Source organism: Pseudomonas urethralis, from assembly GCF_021602465.1.
GTDB classification, from domain to species: domain Bacteria; phylum Pseudomonadota; class Gammaproteobacteria; order Pseudomonadales; family Pseudomonadaceae; genus Aquipseudomonas; species Aquipseudomonas vlassakiae.
The window spans coordinates 548,464-563,608 of record NZ_BQIJ01000001.1; the positions used below are offsets into that span (position 1 = coordinate 548,464).

Consider the following 15,145-nt stretch of genomic DNA (forward strand, 5'->3'; position numbering starts at 1 on the left):
ATCATAATCGAACTATGGCAATTAATGAAACCCCCGTTATCATGTCGGCCATGCGAGCCTACCAACACCCCAATTCCGAAGACCTGACTCTCGAGCGTGTGCTCTATGCACTGAGCGACCCGGTGCGCCTGGGCATCGTCCGCCATCTGGCCGGCGTGGCCGAGGCCAGCTGTGGCGAACTCGATGGCGGGCGGCCGAAGTCGAGCATGTCGCACCACTTTCGCGTGTTGCGTGATGCGGGGTTGGTGCATACCCGCAACGTCGGGACCACCCACATGAATTCGTTGCGCAGCGAGATGCTGGCCGTGCGTTTTCCCGGCTTGCTGGACTGCATTCTGCGTCAGGTCTGATCGCTACCGTGCCGCCCCGGCACGCCGGCAAGGTCAGGCGCTGATGGCATCAAAGCTGCGTATGGGGGTGGGTGCCGCGCAGAACAGCGGGAACTCTTCTTCGATGATCCACGGCTCTTTCATGACCAGGTACACATCGAGAAAATCAGAGAAGCCAGGCCAGATGAACAGGTCATTGGCTTCGGCAACGGCACGCGACAGCACGCCGACGCCGCCAAAGCTCTTGATCATGGAAACACTGACGATCTCGCTGCCGGAATGGAACACGGTGGCGGCGTCCAGCATGCCGGGCCGGCGCTCGGCGAAGCGCGAAAAGATCGAGGAATAAGGGCACTCGGGCAACGGCTTGATCACCGCGCAGGCAGGTGCACGGTCATTGCTGGATGACGAGGCGACGACTTCGATACGCAACCCCTTGAGCGGCAGCGAATGGTAGTTCTCAGGCACGCTGTCGCCCAGCACCACCACCATGTCCGCTTCGTCCTTGGCCAGCTTGGTCAGGTTGTCGGGCGATTCCGAGCAACTGAAGATCGGGTTGTAGCCTGCAAGCTTGCTGACCACCCCGCCCATGATCTGTTGGTTGATTTCCATGGACAAGGTGCTGTTCAAGGCCACGCGTAGCGGCAGCCGCTGGTTGCGGCTCTGGCGCAACTGATTGATCTTCAGTTGCATGCGCTCCGAAGAACGGACGATTTCCAGAACGTGTGGCAGGATGCCCACGCCCTCCTGGGTCAGCGATACCCCTTTGTTGGTGCGGTCGAACAACTTGAAGCCGCAATGATCCTCGAGCTTTTTCAACTGAGCGGCCAAGGCCTGGACCGTAACGTGAACCTGTTCGGCCGCATCGGTGATCGACCCCGTTCGGGCCACGTTCACGATGTTCTTGAGCACCTTGATGTCCATTCAATCTCCCTCCCCGATTTGTTGACGCAGTCCGGCAACAAAGGCCAAGAGGATAACGCACAAGGCCTTGCACTGTCTGCCCGCTTATGGTGCACGCGGCCCGGGTAGCAAGCAACGGTTGAGGCACCTGAAAAAAATGTGAAGTTTCACCGCGCAAAGCAACTGTTAGATTTTTGCCAGCTTTTGAATAAGAAGAGATGGCCATGCTGACACTGAACAGAAACATCGAAACTGCCCTGCGACAAAACAAGACGGTCAATGTCATGGGCAGCGATTATGCCTTGACCGGCGGCTTCAAGGAGTTCGTCGAGTTTTCCAAAAGTTGGGAAACCATGGGGGTCGACCGTTATTACGGTCAGGCCGACAAGGGCACCCGCTACCGCCGTTACAGTGATTTCGACTTCAACCCGGTCACCGGCGAACTGAACCAACTCAGCCACCGCGCCTACGAACAATCCGAGGCCCACAACGCCTACGTCGGCGGCATGGCGCGTCATTTCGATGACATCGGCGCCGATGTATTCAACTCACCGATCCTGCGGGCGCTGATTCGGCTGGATTTCGACGTGTACAAGGCCGTCTTGCCGGAAGAACTGCATACCGTCAACTGGCAGTGCCAGGTGCACCAGATCCGTATCGAGATCAAACCCGGGGCGCAGATCGAAATCACCCCTGAAGGTATTCACTGTGACGGTTACCCGTTCAGCGGCGTGCACTTCTGGGGCCGTCATAATGTCGAAGGTGCTACCAGCAAGATTTACGATAAACAGTCCAATGTTATCGATTCCGGCACCTACCTGAATATTCTCGACACCACTTATTTCCTCGACCGCGAACTTCAGCACTATGTAACGCCGGCCATCAACCCGAGCAATTCCGAAATGGGCTACCGGCAGATCATTGCCATTTCCTTCTCTCGACCGGGTAGCGAGCATGACATTATCGACTAATTGCATCGGCACGGCGCCAAAACTGTTCCCGGCCGAACACATCAATGGCCTGAGCATCAAGAAAGCCACGCCCTTCCATGCGCGCAAGATCGTCGACTTCTTCCGCCGCTTCGAAGAGACCTCATTCTGCGACTGGCAGGACGAAGGGCTGCTCAAAGGTTTGCTCGGCACCGAGCACACCTATTGCTACGTGGCCGAGAACCAGACCGGGGCCATCGTCGGCGCGGTCGCGGGGGGACTGATGGGCACACGAGGCACCATCAATCACATGGCCGTGGAGCCGGACTATCGCCAGAGCAGGATCGGCACTTCATTGGCCAATTCGATTCTCAGTGATTTCCGCCAGCACGGCATTCGCCGGGTGTTCCTGTTCGTTGAGCATGACAACACCCAGGCACTGAGCTTCTGGCAGAAACAAGGCTTCCTGCAGACACGTGGTGAAATCACCTGCGAGGTCGACCTGTGACCTCGTCGGTGCTGCTATCCGCCACGCGCAAAGAAAGCCTGGTCGACGCCCTGCCGATCATTACCGGCTATTTCGTCGTCAGCTTCGTGTTCGGTGTCATGTGCATCAATGCCGGCCTGCCCTTGTGGCTGCCGGCCGCCATGTGCCTGTTCGTCTATGCCGGGGCGGCGCAGTTCGCCGCACTGGCCCTGATGACCACCAGCGCGCCGCTGGTCACCATTGCCTTGTCGACCTTGCTGATCAATTCGCGGCACATGCTGATGGCGATGTACATGTCCAAACGCAGCGCACAACTGCCGATCAGCAAGCCACAGAAGCTGCTGTACGCTTTTGGCCTGACCGATGAGTCCTTTGCCTTTCATAGCCAACGCCTGGAAAACGGCAGGCCGACCTCGCCGGGCTATCTGTTGCAGTTCAATACCTACTGCCATGCCAGTTGGATCGCCGGCGCGGTGTTTGGTGCGGTGGCCTCGGATGCATTGAACCGGTTCTCCCAGTTCAAGCTGGACTATGCCCTGACGGCAATGATGATCTTCGTGCTGATATCGCTGTGCAGTAACTTCACCAAAGCGCTCATCGCCCTGGTGGTGATCGTCACCACTTGCCTGTTGAACATGTACGCACCGTCGCCCTTGAACGTATTCATCGCAACCGCCGTAGGCTGTGGAGCAGGGTTATGCCTGAAAAGAACTACCTGATCGCAGCGGTGATGCTGATGGCTGCCATCACCTATCTCACCCGTGCGACACCTTTTCTGCTGAAGATGGAGAAATCTCCCAAGCTGTTCAATGACGTCATTGAATACTTGCCGGTGGCAATCATCGCCAGCATCACCGTACCCGCCCTGCTGGTGGCCAAGGATGGCTCATTGCTGGGCCTGAATGCCGACCTGCTGGCAGCGATCCCGGTGGTCATCGTCGCCTACTGGTCACGTAGCCTGATCTACAGCGTGTGTGCCGGTGTCGCCGGGCACGTGGCAATCACGCTGCTGGCGTGAGGTGCGGTTCTGAAAAGGAAGCGGTTATGAGCCTTGCACGCCGGAAAGTCACGCTGACCAACCTGAGTGAGTTTTCCCGCCTGATGCCCAAGGTTCCTCGTGACCAGGTGATCGAGGAAATGGCTGACCTGTCGCTGGAATGCTCGCTGGCCTACGCCTTGGGCAAGACGTTCCTGCGCGATGGCTGGATTGCGGAATATCGCCATCTGCATGCGGCCGCGCACTTGAGCCCCTGCACCGACCTGCTGCTTTTCGCCACCTCGGGAAGCTTGGATCTGGAGCTGGCCGACGGCTCGCAAATACACGTCATGCACGGCGATCAGGTGGTACTCAGGGCTGCCACCGAGGCGAAGGTCTTTCCCGTCAGTGACGAAGGTGATGTGAGTTTCCTGGCTTTGGCCATCGACCTCAACCTGACCGAGGTGCTGCAGGACCTCGTCGACGACAGCGACCTGCCGAAACGCCCATAAAAAAAGCCACGGGGGTCACCCGTGGCTTTCGCGAACCCACATCGCCGCCCGATCAGAGCGCCATGTCGTTTGCTGGCTTGCTTTCAACCGGTTGGCTCGGCGCAACGCTGGTGCCGACGCTCTCGTCGATCACCGGTGGCTTCTCCAGTTGCAGCACTTCAGCGGTGTAGTTCCACTCTTTCTGGGTAGCCGCTGCCGAATCGTTCAGCTTGGTACCGTAGCTCGGCACGATCTGCTTGATCTTGGCCTGCCACTCTGGGGTAGCGACCTTTTCCTTGAACACGGTTTCCAGCACGTTCAGCATGATTGGCGCAGCAGTCGAAGCACCTGGCGAGGCGCCCAGCAGGCCGGCAATGGTGCGGTCCTGGGAAGCCACCACTTCGGTACCCAGCTTCAGCACGCCGCCCTTCTCTTCGTCACGCTTGATGATCTGCACGCGCTGACCGGCCTGCCACAGTTTCCAGTCTTCCTTCCTGGCATTCGGGAAGTAGGTGCGCAGCGCTTCGAAACGGTCGTCATCCGACAGCATCAGCTGGCCAGCGAGGTACTCGACCAACGGGTACTGGTCGATACCGACCTTGGTCATCGGCCACACGTTGTGGGTGGTGGTGCTGCTCAGCAGGTCCAGGTACGAGCCGTTCTTCAGGAACTTGGTCGAGAAGGTGGCGAATGGGCCAAACAGGATCACGCGCTTGCCATCGAGCACGCGGGTGTCCAGGTGCGGTACCGACATGGGTGGCGCGCCGGTCGAGGCAATGCCGTAGGCCTTGGCCATGTGCTGCATGGCCACGGTCGGGTTCTCGGTCACCAGGAACGAACCGCCCACCGGGAAGCCTGCGTACTCCTTGGCTTCTGGAATACCCGACTTCTGCAGCAGCTTCAGTGCGCCGCCGCCAGCACCGATGAACAGGAACTTGGCGTCGGTGGCCGATGCGGTACCGTCCTTGAGGTTCTTGTACTCGACGTGCCAGGAGCCGTCTTCGTTGCGGGTGATGTCCTGCACTTCGCTGGACAGCTTCAGGTCGAAGCCTTTCTGGGTCTGCAGGTGGCCAACGAACTGGCGGGTGATTTCGCCGAAGTTGACGTCGGTGCCGATTGGCGTCCAGGTGACCGCCAGCTTCTGGTTCGGGTCACGGCCTTCCATCATCAGCGGGACCCACTTGGCGATCTGCGCGTGGTCCTCGGAATACTGCATCGGGCGGAACAGCGGGCTGGCCTGCAGCGCGTCGTAACGCTTCTTGAGGAACTTGATGTTGTCATCACCCCAGACGAAGCTCATGTGCGGGGTGGTGTTGATGAACGAGTGCGGGTTCTTCAGCACGCCCTGGCGAACCTGCCACGACCAGAACTGGCGCGAGATCTGGAAGGCTTCGTTGATTTCGATGGCCTTGGCGATGTTGACGTTGCCGTCTTTGTCTTCCGGGGTGTAGTTCAGCTCGGCCAGCGCGGAGTGGCCAGTACCGGCGTTGTTCCAGCCGTTGGAGCTTTCTTCGGCGACGCCGTCCAGGCGCTCGACCATTTCCATCGACCAGCTCGGCTCCAGCTCGTGCAGCCACACGGCCAGGGTGGAGCTCATGATGCCGCCGCCGACCAGCAGCACATCGACTTTCTTGGTTTCTGCGGCGTGCGCTTGCATGAAGCTCGCAGCGACAGCCAGACCCAGCAAGGTCTTGCCAGCTTTCTTGAACATTGATCAATTCCAGTCAGTAGAACGGAGGGTGGACCTGTGGCTGGCCCAAAGTGTTCCTTGTTCTTCAGCGCAGGCTTGTTGTTAATGATTGTTCAGCAGCCAGAGAACCAGAAAACGACTCAGGCTTTTGTCGAATTGACCGACCAGGCTGAATCGTTTCGCCGATTGTAACCGAAATGCCAGCACAAACAAATTGCCGCTGGGGGGTCAACGCGACGGGTTGTCTCAGTGCATTTCGCCCACCGCAAAAGCTTTCGGGCAACAAAAACCCCCGGCCATCTACATGACCGGGGGCGTCGGATCAGGCCACCAGGGGCGAGATCTGGGAATCGCCAGGCTTACTGCGGCTGAGGCAGTTTATCGATAGGGCCGCAGCCACCGATGACCTTGGAGATGGAAACCGAAGGGTGGAACAGGTAGTCGTACGAGCAGTTTTTCTGCTGGTTGTAGACTTGGCCAGTGCAGCCCGACAGCAGGGCAACGCCGGATACGACAGCAACGGCGACAGTGGCCTTGAACAGCTTTTTCATACTAAGTCCTTTAAATGCTTCATCTTCGACCATCTTTCTGATGGCGGCGGGATGATACAGAACCCAGGCATTGGATCCAAGTCGCAATTAGCCATCGACAACAGGGGCCATGTCCGGGCAAATCACTTCTATCGACAGTCAATCCGTTTTACCCCAAATAGAAAACGCCATTTCCCCAATAACGGCGACATCCCACCCAAACGTGGGCAGTCCCTATCACACTCCAGCGCAATGCCAATAAAATTTTTACAATTAGTAATAGTTTTTTCGGGGTTCGCTGTTGCAAACCGGCACTGGCACAACACGTGCTTTGACCGATATGGCTCAAGGAACTCTCTGGCGAACATGTCCGGAACCGGCCAGTTCATCGCCGCTCGAGACCGATGGGCAGTACCCTGGTCGAGCCGTTTATTCGATATCCGTATCGCTCCGTAGTTATTGCACAGGCACTCGTGCAACACGAGCCCTCTGACGGTAGATCGAATGCTTGCAACGTGGCTGGAAGCATTTCGGAGACCATTATGAGCATATCTGCAGGACTCAAGACTTCGGCCGCAGCCCTCGCTCAAGCGCGGCTCAACACGCTGTTCGCTCAACCGGCACTGCTGGCAGGTGCAATAGTCGCCGCACTGGCATTGACTGTTGCCTCGCCCGGTGATGCCTGGGCCAAGGGCGGGACCGACAAACCGGTCAAGGGCACGACATCACCGTTCACGACGCCCACCCTTCCTGACCCGGTCTTTGCCGACCCGCTGGCCATCCACGGCTTCGATATCACCGGTTTCATTCAGGACATGACCGTCGACAGCAGCAACAGCAACTGCCCGAATACCAGTAGCCCGGACCGATTGGGCGGTACGGTGGTGGTCAATGGCACAACCATTACCGTGCCCTGCAATTCGGTCATCCAGATGCCCGCCAATACACTCACCTGGGCGGACTTCGTCCACGGCGGCCCATTGGGCCTTAAACAACTACCGGCCACCTACCCATCGTTTGAAGTGCATGTTGTCGGTAATACCGTCGCCGGCAAACAAATTGCCGGGCTGATCTTTGTCTCCCAGCAATCGGCCCAGGTGGGCAGTGGTTATATCAGCAGAATTGACCAGACCACCGGGAACATAGAAGTGACGAGTAGCAACTCGCCGCAACCGACCCTCTTGCAGATCAATGACCCCAACGGGCGTTTCGGTCGAGCCCAGAGCCCCGATGCGCGCTTTTCGGTGGATGACGCCAACCCGACCATTCACTCGGCCACGGGTTACCCGATGTGCGTGCCGCGTACCGGTGATGACCCGCTGTGTCCTCAGAAAAACCGGCCGAAAGTGGTCACGCCAACCACGACCAACAACTGCCGCAACTTTGCCCAGGCTGGCGTAGCGTTGCCTGCATCCGGTGAATTGACACCACCGAAGGCTGGCCAGCTGTATTGCAGCCAGTTCGTCATGAAGCGCTTCAGTGACCCGACCCGGACCGCAACCGACCCGGACCCGACGCAACAAGTACCCTTTGAAGTCGGCGACTTCATCACCTACTCCGGCACGCTGTTCAAATCGACCACGGCCGGTGTGCCGGACTTCATTTCCGCCCACACCATCGAGGCCAACCTCGGTATCTATACCCAACCGGGCTCTCAGCCCAGCTATCTGGCCATTGGCGAATTCGGCGTCGGCACTGCAGACCCGGCTGCGGTAGCAGTCAACGGTGCAGCCCAGGAAACCCAGGACCGCATCTTCCTCGAAGCCGAGACCACCGACGTCAAGACCCCGGTGGACATCTACCTGATTGATGTCGACCCAACCACCGGCGTACAGCGCAACCGCTGGATCACGCCGTTTGAAATGACCGGGGAGTGCGACCCTGCCGCCGTTCTGGCGCCCACCTGTGCCGGCGCCTCAGGCGGGATCACCACGCAAAACGTAGGCCCACAACCACAACGCGCACGGTTGCGTGCGTCCAAGGCGCCGACCGGCCTGCTCAGCCAGCCAACCCGTACCCTGCGGGTGGTCGCTCGCTCACTGTGCGTCCCCAGCAACACCCTTGCGCAACCGGGTGTCGATAGCTGCTTGCAGAACGCCAGCCGACTGACCGTCGCCAACGGCCTGACTGCCGGGCAGTACGTGGCGCCCGTGTTCGAGTTCATCTTCCCGGAGAACGTCAAGCCAGGGGACGAGATCGTGCCCAACGACTTCTGGCACCTGCCGTTCCTGCGTAATGGCGAGGGCAGCACTACCCCAACAGGGGTTGGCGCGCTGGAGCCAACGCCTTGGTGAGCTGAACGTAGGCAAGAACGCCAGAAACGAAAAAGCCCCGCAGACGTTAATCTGCGGGGCTTCATCTTGTATGGCGGAGAGATAGGGATTTGAACCCTAGGTACTGTTGCCAGTACAACGGATTTCGAATCCGTCCCGTTCGACCACTCCGGCATCTCTCCAATGCCGCGCATCATACCAGCGTTTTCTTGAAACGCAAATCTTTTTTCCAAAAAAATCGCGTGGTATCAGACGCTTGCGTGAACGTGCGGCTTACAGCGGCACGCCCAGGCGCTTGGCAACTTCTTCGTAGGCCTCGATCACGTCGCCCAGCCCCTGACGGAAGCGGTCCTTGTCCATCTTCTTGCGGGTTTCCTTGTCCCACAGGCGGCAGCCGTCCGGGCTGAACTCGTCGCCCAGGACGATCTGGCCGTGGAATACACCGAATTCCAGCTTGAAATCGACCAGCAGCAGGCCGGCGTCATCGAACAGCTTGCTCAGCACTTCGTTGACTTTCAGCGACAGCTTCTTCATCTCGACCAGCTGCTCGGCGGTGCCCCAGCCGAAAGCGACAACGTGGGATTCGTTGATGAACGGATCACCCTTCTCGTCGTTCTTCAGGAACAGTTCGAAGGTAGACGGCTCCAGCTTGATGCCCTCCTCCACACCCAGGCGCTTGACCAGGCTGCCGGCGGCGTAGTTGCGCACCACGCACTCGACCGGGATCATGTCCAGCTTCTTCACCAGGCACTCGTTGTCGCCCAGCAGTTTGTCGAACTGGGTCGGCACGCCGGCTTCTTCGAGCTTCTGCATGATGAAGGCATTGAACTTGTTGTTCACCATGCCCTTGCGGTCGAGCTGCTCGATGCGCTTGCCATCGAACGCCGAAGTGTCGTTACGGAACAGCAGGATCAAGCGGTCGGCGTCGTCGGTCTTGTAAACCGATTTGGCCTTGCCGCGGTAGAGTTCGTCGCGTTTTTCCATGATTGGGCTCCGCTTGCTGAGGTGTTGGGCTAGGCGATTTCGCGCCAGTCGAGCCCGTGTTCCTGATTCGCCACCTGGAGCCAGTCCGGGTCGCACCCAAGGGTGTCGACGAAGCACTGACGGGCCAAGTGTGGCAGGTTGTTCTTGCTGCTGAGGTGGGCCAGCACCAGGTGCTGCAAGGTGTTCCAGCCCAACTCCTGCACCAGGCGCGCGGCCTGGTGATTGTTCAAATGTCCTTGCATGCCACCTACCCGCTGCTTCAGGAAGGCCGGGTAGTGACCGCGCGCGAGCAGCTCGCGGCAGTGGTTGGCTTCGATCAGCAGTGCGTCCAGGCCCCGGTAGCGCTCGAGCAGCAGCGCATCGTACGACCCCAGGTCGGTGAGCATGCCGAAACGCCGGCGACCGTCGCTGAACACGTACTGCAACGGTTCGTAGGCGTCGTGCTCGACCCGCGCCGGGCTCACTTCCAGCTCACCGATCTGCAGCTGCTGGCCACACGCGAGAAAACCGGCCACCTCAACCGGCTTGCGCATGCCGCGCAATGTGCCTTGGCTGAGGTAGACCGGTACATTGTAGCGCCGCGACAGCAACCCCACCCCATGCACGTGGTCGGCATGTTCATGGGTGACCAGCACAGCGCTCAGTTGCGCCGCCGACACCCCGAGCAGCGCCAGGCGCCGCTCGGTTTCACGCAGGGAAAAGCCGCAATCGACCAGGATGAACGTGTCACCACTGGCGATCAGCGTGCCATTTCCCTGGCTGCCGCTTCCGAGTACCGCGAAGCGCACTTAGCCCAGGTGGTCCTGAATGGCGCTCAGCACGCGGCGGGCGACGTCGGCCGGGGCCACGGTATTGATGTTCTTCTCGACGGTGACCTGCACGCTCTCGCCTACCTTGCTCAGGCGTACCTGATAACGCTCGGCGCGGGCTTCACGCTCTTCCTTGGTCGGAGCACTGCCGAACACACGGCTGAAGAAGCCAGGCTCGTTCTGCTTGTCATCAGGCTTTTCCGACAGGTTGATGTAGTACAGGCCCAGGCTGCGGTTGATGTCCTCGACACGCCACTGGCCACCCTGCTCCAGGGCCCGGCCTACGCCGGACCAGGCACGGTCCAGGTCCGAGCCCAGGAACAGCACCGGGTTGCCGCTGCCGTCTTCGCTCAGGGTGACACGGCTAGGCGCGTCGAAATCACGCGCAGCCAGCAGCGATACCGAACCGCCCTTCTCGGCGCTGCGGCTCATGCTGGCAAGCATTTCGTCGACCAGCAGCGCGTCAGCGCCGGTGTTGGCCGAAGTGGACGGGAACGCAGTGTCGGCAGTGCTGCCGGCCGGGCGCTCGACGCTGACGATGTACACCTCGGAGGTGTTGCGCTGCACGCCGGGCTCGATGCGCACACGCACGCGCACTTCACTGTCGCCACTGCTGGCAGTGCTCGACAGACGCTGACCGAGCGATGCCGACAGTTCGTCGAAACGCTGCCAGGTGGTGCTGAACTCACCGGTCTGCGGGCGCTCTTCAGCGATGCGGAAGCCATTGTCCTCGAAGAACTGGTGCGCCACCGGCCATACTTCGGCCGGCGAATGCTGGGCCAGCACCCAGCGGCTGCTGCCGCTGCGTTGCAGGGTGTAGTCGCTGGCTTCGGCGCCAGCGGTGAGTGGTTGCGGGCGCGGCACTTCGAACTCGCCAGTGGCATGATCGTCGGCGACGTTGCGCGGGATCGGCAGCAACGGATCAAGGCGCTTGACGTTGCCGGCGTCTGGCGGCAACTGCATCGGCGCGGTCGGGTGCGCCTGCAGGTAATCGCTGCCGCGGTCGCGGAAATAGCCATCCTCGCCCCACAGCCAGCCACACCCACTGGTGCTGGAAATGATCAGGGCGAGCGCGGAAAGACCAGCCAGTCGCTTCATGCGGTGTACTTCCTCTTAAACCAGTACGCCGGACTGGCGCAAGGCAGTACGGACTTTTTCGTGGCAACCTTCGCTCAGCCAGGTGAGCGGCAGGCGAATGCCCTTTTGCATCAGGCCCATTTCCACCAGCGCCCACTTCACAGGGATCGGGTTGGCTTCGCAGAACAGGTCTTTGTGCAGCGGCATGAGTTTTTCGTTGATTGCGCGGGCCTTCTCGGCATTGCCCTCAAGGGCGGCCTCGCACAGGTCGGCCATTTCGCGCGGGGCGACGTTGGCAGTGACGGAAATATTGCCCTTGCCGCCCATCAGGATCAGCTCGACGGCGGTCGGGTCATCGCCGGACAGGACGATGAAGTCCTTGTCGACACCCTCGAGGATGGCCTTGGCACGGGCCAGGTCGCCAGTGGCTTCCTTGATGCCGATGATGTTCTTGACCTTCGACAGGCGGATCACGGTCTCGGCCTGCATGTCGCAGGAGGTGCGACCCGGCACGTTATAGAGGATCTGCGCAATGTCGACGGCTTCGGCAATGTGCTTGAAGTGCTGGTACAGGCCTTCCTGGGTCGGCTTGTTGTAGTACGGCACAACCAGCAGGCAGGCATCGGCGCCGGCATTCTTGGCGTTCTGGGTCAGGTGCACGGCTTCGGCAGTGGAGTTGGCACCGGTGCCGGCGATGACCGGGATCGGCTTTTGGCTGCGCTTGACACGCTCGACCACGTGCTTGATGACCAGGATGTGTTCTTCGACATCCAGCGTGGCCGACTCACCGGTGGTGCCGACAGCGACGATCGCGTGGGTGCCGTTTTCCAGGTGGAAGTCTACAAGTTTGTCGAGGCTGCCCCAGTCCACACGCCCTTGTGCATCCATGGGTGTGACCAATGCCACCATACTGCCCGCAATCATGTAACTGCTCCTGCCGGAAAAAGAGAGCGGTAATGGTACTGGGGGCATCGGCCTTGCACAAGCGAAGCAGGCGGGTGGAGCATTCCCCTCGGCGGCTTATTTCGCTACCCTTGATCCTTTGATCGGTGCAGCGCGGCCCGCCGGGCCGTCGACCCTGCTCCCCGGCCAGCGTCCACGTCCTCGCATGCGAGCCCCGGGCCCTGCCGACAGGAGGCTTTCGCTCGTCCTGCACCGACCGCTCATCGCTTTAGGAATGCTGCATGTCCACCCCCACCGTCCGCGAACAATTCCTTGTCATCAGCGCCTTGGGCCCCAACCCCATGGAGCTGGCCAACGTCCTCAGCCGCGCCGCCTTCGAAAACCGCTGCGCGGTGGTCACATCGCGCCTGAGCCGCCACGGCGAGACCAGCGCCCTGGTGCTGCAGGTAGGTGGCAGCTGGGATGCCCTGGCACGCCTCGAAGCCATGCTACCGGGCCTGGGCAAGAAGCACGGCCTGACCCTCGACGTGGTGCGCAGCGCCGATCAGGAAGTGCGCCCACAGGCCCTGCCCTACGTGGCCTACGTCAGCGCCGCCTATCGCCCGGACATCATCAACGAGCTGTGCCAGTTCTTCCTCGACCACCGCGTCGAGCTCGAAGCCATGACCTGCGACACCTACCTGGCGCCGCAGACCGGCAGCAGCATGCTCAACGCCCAGTTCACCGTGATCCTGCCGGCTGGCACGCAGATCAGCTGGCTGCGTGACCAGTTCCTGGACTTCGCCGATGCCCTGAACCTCGATGCGCTGATCGAGCCATGGCGTCCACAGAACCCCATGTAAGGAAACCGACCATGGCAGTAGCTCTCGACCAACCCGTCGCCGACTTCCAGGCCCAGGCCACCAGTGGCCAGACCGTCAGCCTTGCCGAGCTCAAGGGCCGGCAGGTCGTGGTGTACTTCTATCCAAAGGACAGCACCCCGGGCTGCACCACCGAAGGCCAGGGTTTCCGCGACCAGCATGATGCCTTTGCCGCCGCCAACACCGTCGTGTTCGGCGTGTCGCGCGATGGCATCAAGTCGCATGAAAACTTCAAGGCCAAGCAAGGCTTCCCGTTCGAGCTGATCAGCGACAAGGACGAGGCCATGTGCCAACTGTTCGACGTGATCAAGCTGAAGAAGCTGTATGGCAAGGAATACCTGGGCGTCGATCGCAGCACGTTCCTGATCGACAAGGATGGCGTACTGCGTCAGGAATGGCGTGGCGTGAAAGTACCGGGGCATGTGGATGCCGTGCTGGCAGCGGCCCAGGCCTTGAATAAAGCCTGAGAATCGGGGCTGCAAAGCAGCCCCAATGACCTCAGAGCATCGGCGAGACGCTCGGTTCCTGCCGCGGCCAGGCATCCAGCACGGCCTTGATCAAGGTCGCCAGCGGGATCGCAAAGAAGATTCCCCAGAAGCCCCACAGCCCGCCAAACAGCAGCACCGCGCAGATGATCGCCACCGGGTGCAGGCTCACCGCCTCGGAGAACAGCAGCGGCACCAGCACGTTGCCATCCAGCGCCTGGATGATCGCGTACACCGTCATCAGGAAAATGAACTGGTCGCCCCAGCCCCACTGGAACAGCGCGATGAGCGTCACTGGCACGGTCACGACCACCGCGCCCACATAGGGCACCACCACCGACAACCCCACCAGCAGCGCCAGCAACGCGGCGTAATTGAGCCCCAGGCTGATGAAGGCAATATAGGTGGCGATCCCGCAGATCAGGATTTCGATGCCCTTGCCGCGAATGTAATTGGCGATCTGCCGGTTCATCTCGCTACCCACGCGGTTCAGCAGGGTGCGCTGACGTGGCAGGTAACCACTGACCCAGCGCCCGATCAGCTCGCGGTCCTTGAGGAAGAAGAACACCAGGATCGGCACCAGCACCAGGTAGATCATCGCGTTGACCAGCAGCGGCAGGCTCGACAGCGAGAAGGTCAGCGCCCATTGGCCGAACTTGCCGATTTCGCCGCGCACCGACTCGATCGCATGCAACACCTGCTCGTCCGACACCAGGTGCGGATAACGCTCTGGCAGCAGTAGCAGCAGCGACTGCCATTTGCCGAGCATCCCCGGCAATTCGTTGAACAACGTGATCAGTTGATGCCAGAGCAGCGGCACCAGCACCAGCATGAACACCGCCAGCGCCCCCATGAACAGGGCGAACACCAGCATCACCGCGAACCGGGTCGGCACCCGCATGCGCTCCAGGGCATTGACCAGGCCCTGCATCAGGAACGCCAGGACCATACCGGCCAGCACAGGCGCCAGCATGCCGCCGAGGGTGAGCACTGCGGTGAAGGCGAGGAACAGCAGGACCGCCAGCACCACCGCTTCCTCATCGGAAAAGTAGCGCTCTATCCAGTCGCGAAGCACTTTGAACATTGACGATCCTTCGGTTGGCTCAGGCCTTGCGGAGCCAGTAGGTATAGGTACCGGCCTCGGCCGTTTCTTGCAGCAGGGTATGACCGGCAAGCTGGGCGAAAGTGCGGAAGTCGCGCTGCGAACCTGCATCGGTGGCGACGACTTTGAGGACCGCACCGCTGGCCAGGCGATTGAGTTCCATCTTCGCCTTGAGCAGCGGCAGCGGGCAGTTCAGCCCGCTGGCGTCGAGTTCGGCGTCGCAGGTCAGGGGGTCACTCATCGGGTGCGTCTCCAGGGCGAGGCAGAAAGTCTTGGGTAAAGCTCGGTAGCATACCGCCACTGGTCGGCTCCGCGCG

The 15,145-nt window shown here is 60.5% G+C and carries 18 protein-coding genes and 1 tRNA gene; 9 read left to right on the forward strand and 10 right to left on the reverse strand.

Features of this window, described 5'->3' with window-relative positions:
* The first annotated feature begins 14 nt into the window (after positions 1-14).
* Positions 15-350: an ArsR/SmtB family transcription factor gene (locus tag L6D64_RS02395; protein WP_176507829.1), complete on the forward strand. Its 336-nt coding sequence runs from the start codon at positions 15-17 to the stop codon at positions 348-350.
* Between the two features lie 33 nt (positions 351-383).
* Here L6D64_RS02395 and L6D64_RS02400 read toward each other — a convergent pair whose 3' ends face one another.
* On the reverse strand, positions 384-1,253 hold the full coding sequence (locus L6D64_RS02400) for a LysR family transcriptional regulator (RefSeq protein ID WP_054883366.1): 870 nt from the start codon (positions 1,251-1,253) through the stop codon (positions 384-386).
* Between the two features lie 203 nt (positions 1,254-1,456).
* Between L6D64_RS02400 and L6D64_RS02405 the strand changes: the two genes are divergently transcribed.
* The 5 genes from L6D64_RS02405 to L6D64_RS02425 are packed head-to-tail and all read left to right on the forward strand — an operon-like array spanning position 1,457 to position 4,136.
* Positions 1,457-2,203: a 2OG-Fe dioxygenase family protein gene (locus tag L6D64_RS02405; protein WP_176507828.1), complete on the forward strand. Its 747-nt coding sequence runs from the start codon at positions 1,457-1,459 to the stop codon at positions 2,201-2,203.
* Entirely contained in the window at positions 2,187-2,669 is a 483-nt protein-coding gene (locus L6D64_RS02410; protein WP_176507827.1) for a GNAT family N-acetyltransferase, read from the forward strand. Before L6D64_RS02405 ends, L6D64_RS02410 begins: the two co-directional genes overlap by 17 nt.
* Positions 2,666-3,367 (forward strand): AzlC family ABC transporter permease, encoded by a 702-nt coding sequence (locus L6D64_RS02415; RefSeq protein WP_219824753.1) that lies wholly within the window; start codon positions 2,666-2,668, stop codon positions 3,365-3,367. The genes L6D64_RS02410 and L6D64_RS02415 overlap by 4 nt, the downstream gene beginning before the upstream one ends.
* Positions 3,346-3,666, forward strand: coding sequence for an AzlD domain-containing protein (locus tag L6D64_RS02420; RefSeq protein ID WP_027918627.1), 321 nt, complete (start codon positions 3,346-3,348; stop codon positions 3,664-3,666). Before L6D64_RS02415 ends, L6D64_RS02420 begins: the two co-directional genes overlap by 22 nt.
* A gap of 26 nt (positions 3,667-3,692) precedes the next feature.
* Positions 3,693-4,136: a hypothetical protein gene (locus L6D64_RS02425; protein WP_176507826.1), complete on the forward strand. Its 444-nt coding sequence runs from the start codon at positions 3,693-3,695 to the stop codon at positions 4,134-4,136.
* A 52-nt stretch (positions 4,137-4,188) separates the two neighbouring features.
* Here L6D64_RS02425 and mqo read toward each other — a convergent pair whose 3' ends face one another.
* Positions 4,189-5,826, reverse strand: a complete 1,638-nt coding sequence (gene mqo, locus L6D64_RS02430; protein ID WP_176507825.1) for a malate dehydrogenase (quinone) — start codon at positions 5,824-5,826, stop codon at positions 4,189-4,191.
* Between the two features lie 338 nt (positions 5,827-6,164).
* Entirely contained in the window at positions 6,165-6,356 is a 192-nt protein-coding gene (locus L6D64_RS02435; RefSeq protein WP_008097338.1) for a DUF4223 family protein, read from the reverse strand.
* 521 nt (positions 6,357-6,877) lie between these two features.
* Between L6D64_RS02435 and L6D64_RS02440 the strand changes: the two genes are divergently transcribed.
* A complete protein-coding gene (locus L6D64_RS02440) occupies positions 6,878-8,629 on the forward strand; it encodes a hypothetical protein (RefSeq protein WP_176507824.1) in 1,752 nt (583 codons plus the stop codon).
* Between the two features lie 71 nt (positions 8,630-8,700).
* Here L6D64_RS02440 and L6D64_RS02445 read toward each other — a convergent pair.
* From L6D64_RS02445 to dapA, 5 genes are all read right to left on the reverse strand, one after another.
* Positions 8,701-8,790 (reverse strand) — tRNA-Ser (locus L6D64_RS02445).
* A gap of 91 nt (positions 8,791-8,881) precedes the next feature.
* Positions 8,882-9,592: a phosphoribosylaminoimidazolesuccinocarboxamide synthase gene (gene purC / locus L6D64_RS02450; RefSeq protein WP_011535129.1), complete on the reverse strand. Its 711-nt coding sequence runs from the start codon at positions 9,590-9,592 to the stop codon at positions 8,882-8,884.
* 29 nt (positions 9,593-9,621) lie between these two features.
* Entirely contained in the window at positions 9,622-10,380 is a 759-nt protein-coding gene (locus L6D64_RS02455) for an MBL fold metallo-hydrolase (protein ID WP_176507823.1), read from the reverse strand.
* Positions 10,381-11,499: an outer membrane protein assembly factor BamC gene (gene bamC / locus L6D64_RS02460; protein ID WP_176507822.1), complete on the reverse strand. Its 1,119-nt coding sequence runs from the start codon at positions 11,497-11,499 to the stop codon at positions 10,381-10,383.
* Positions 11,500-11,514: 15 nt separating this feature from the next.
* Positions 11,515-12,402 (reverse strand): 4-hydroxy-tetrahydrodipicolinate synthase, encoded by an 888-nt coding sequence (gene dapA / locus L6D64_RS02465; RefSeq protein ID WP_176507821.1) that lies wholly within the window; start codon positions 12,400-12,402, stop codon positions 11,515-11,517.
* Between the two features lie 260 nt (positions 12,403-12,662).
* On the opposite strand from dapA, the gene L6D64_RS02470 reads away from it, so the two are divergent.
* Positions 12,663-13,223 carry a glycine cleavage system transcriptional repressor gene (locus L6D64_RS02470; protein ID WP_013973793.1) on the forward strand — a complete coding sequence of 187 codons (561 nt, stop codon included), beginning with the start codon at positions 12,663-12,665 and terminating at the stop codon, positions 13,221-13,223.
* 11 nt (positions 13,224-13,234) lie between these two features.
* Positions 13,235-13,708: a peroxiredoxin gene (locus tag L6D64_RS02475; protein WP_176507820.1), complete on the forward strand. Its 474-nt coding sequence runs from the start codon at positions 13,235-13,237 to the stop codon at positions 13,706-13,708.
* Positions 13,709-13,739: 31 nt separating this feature from the next.
* On the opposite strand, the gene L6D64_RS02480 is transcribed toward L6D64_RS02475, so the two are convergent.
* Both L6D64_RS02480 and L6D64_RS02485 read right to left on the reverse strand, forming a co-directional pair.
* Positions 13,740-14,810, reverse strand: coding sequence for an AI-2E family transporter (locus L6D64_RS02480; protein WP_176507819.1), 1,071 nt, complete (start codon positions 14,808-14,810; stop codon positions 13,740-13,742).
* A gap of 19 nt (positions 14,811-14,829) precedes the next feature.
* Complete coding sequence (locus L6D64_RS02485; protein WP_176507818.1) at positions 14,830-15,069, reverse strand: sulfurtransferase TusA family protein; 240 nt, start codon at positions 15,067-15,069, stop codon at positions 14,830-14,832.
* Between the last annotated feature and the right edge of the window lie 76 nt (positions 15,070-15,145).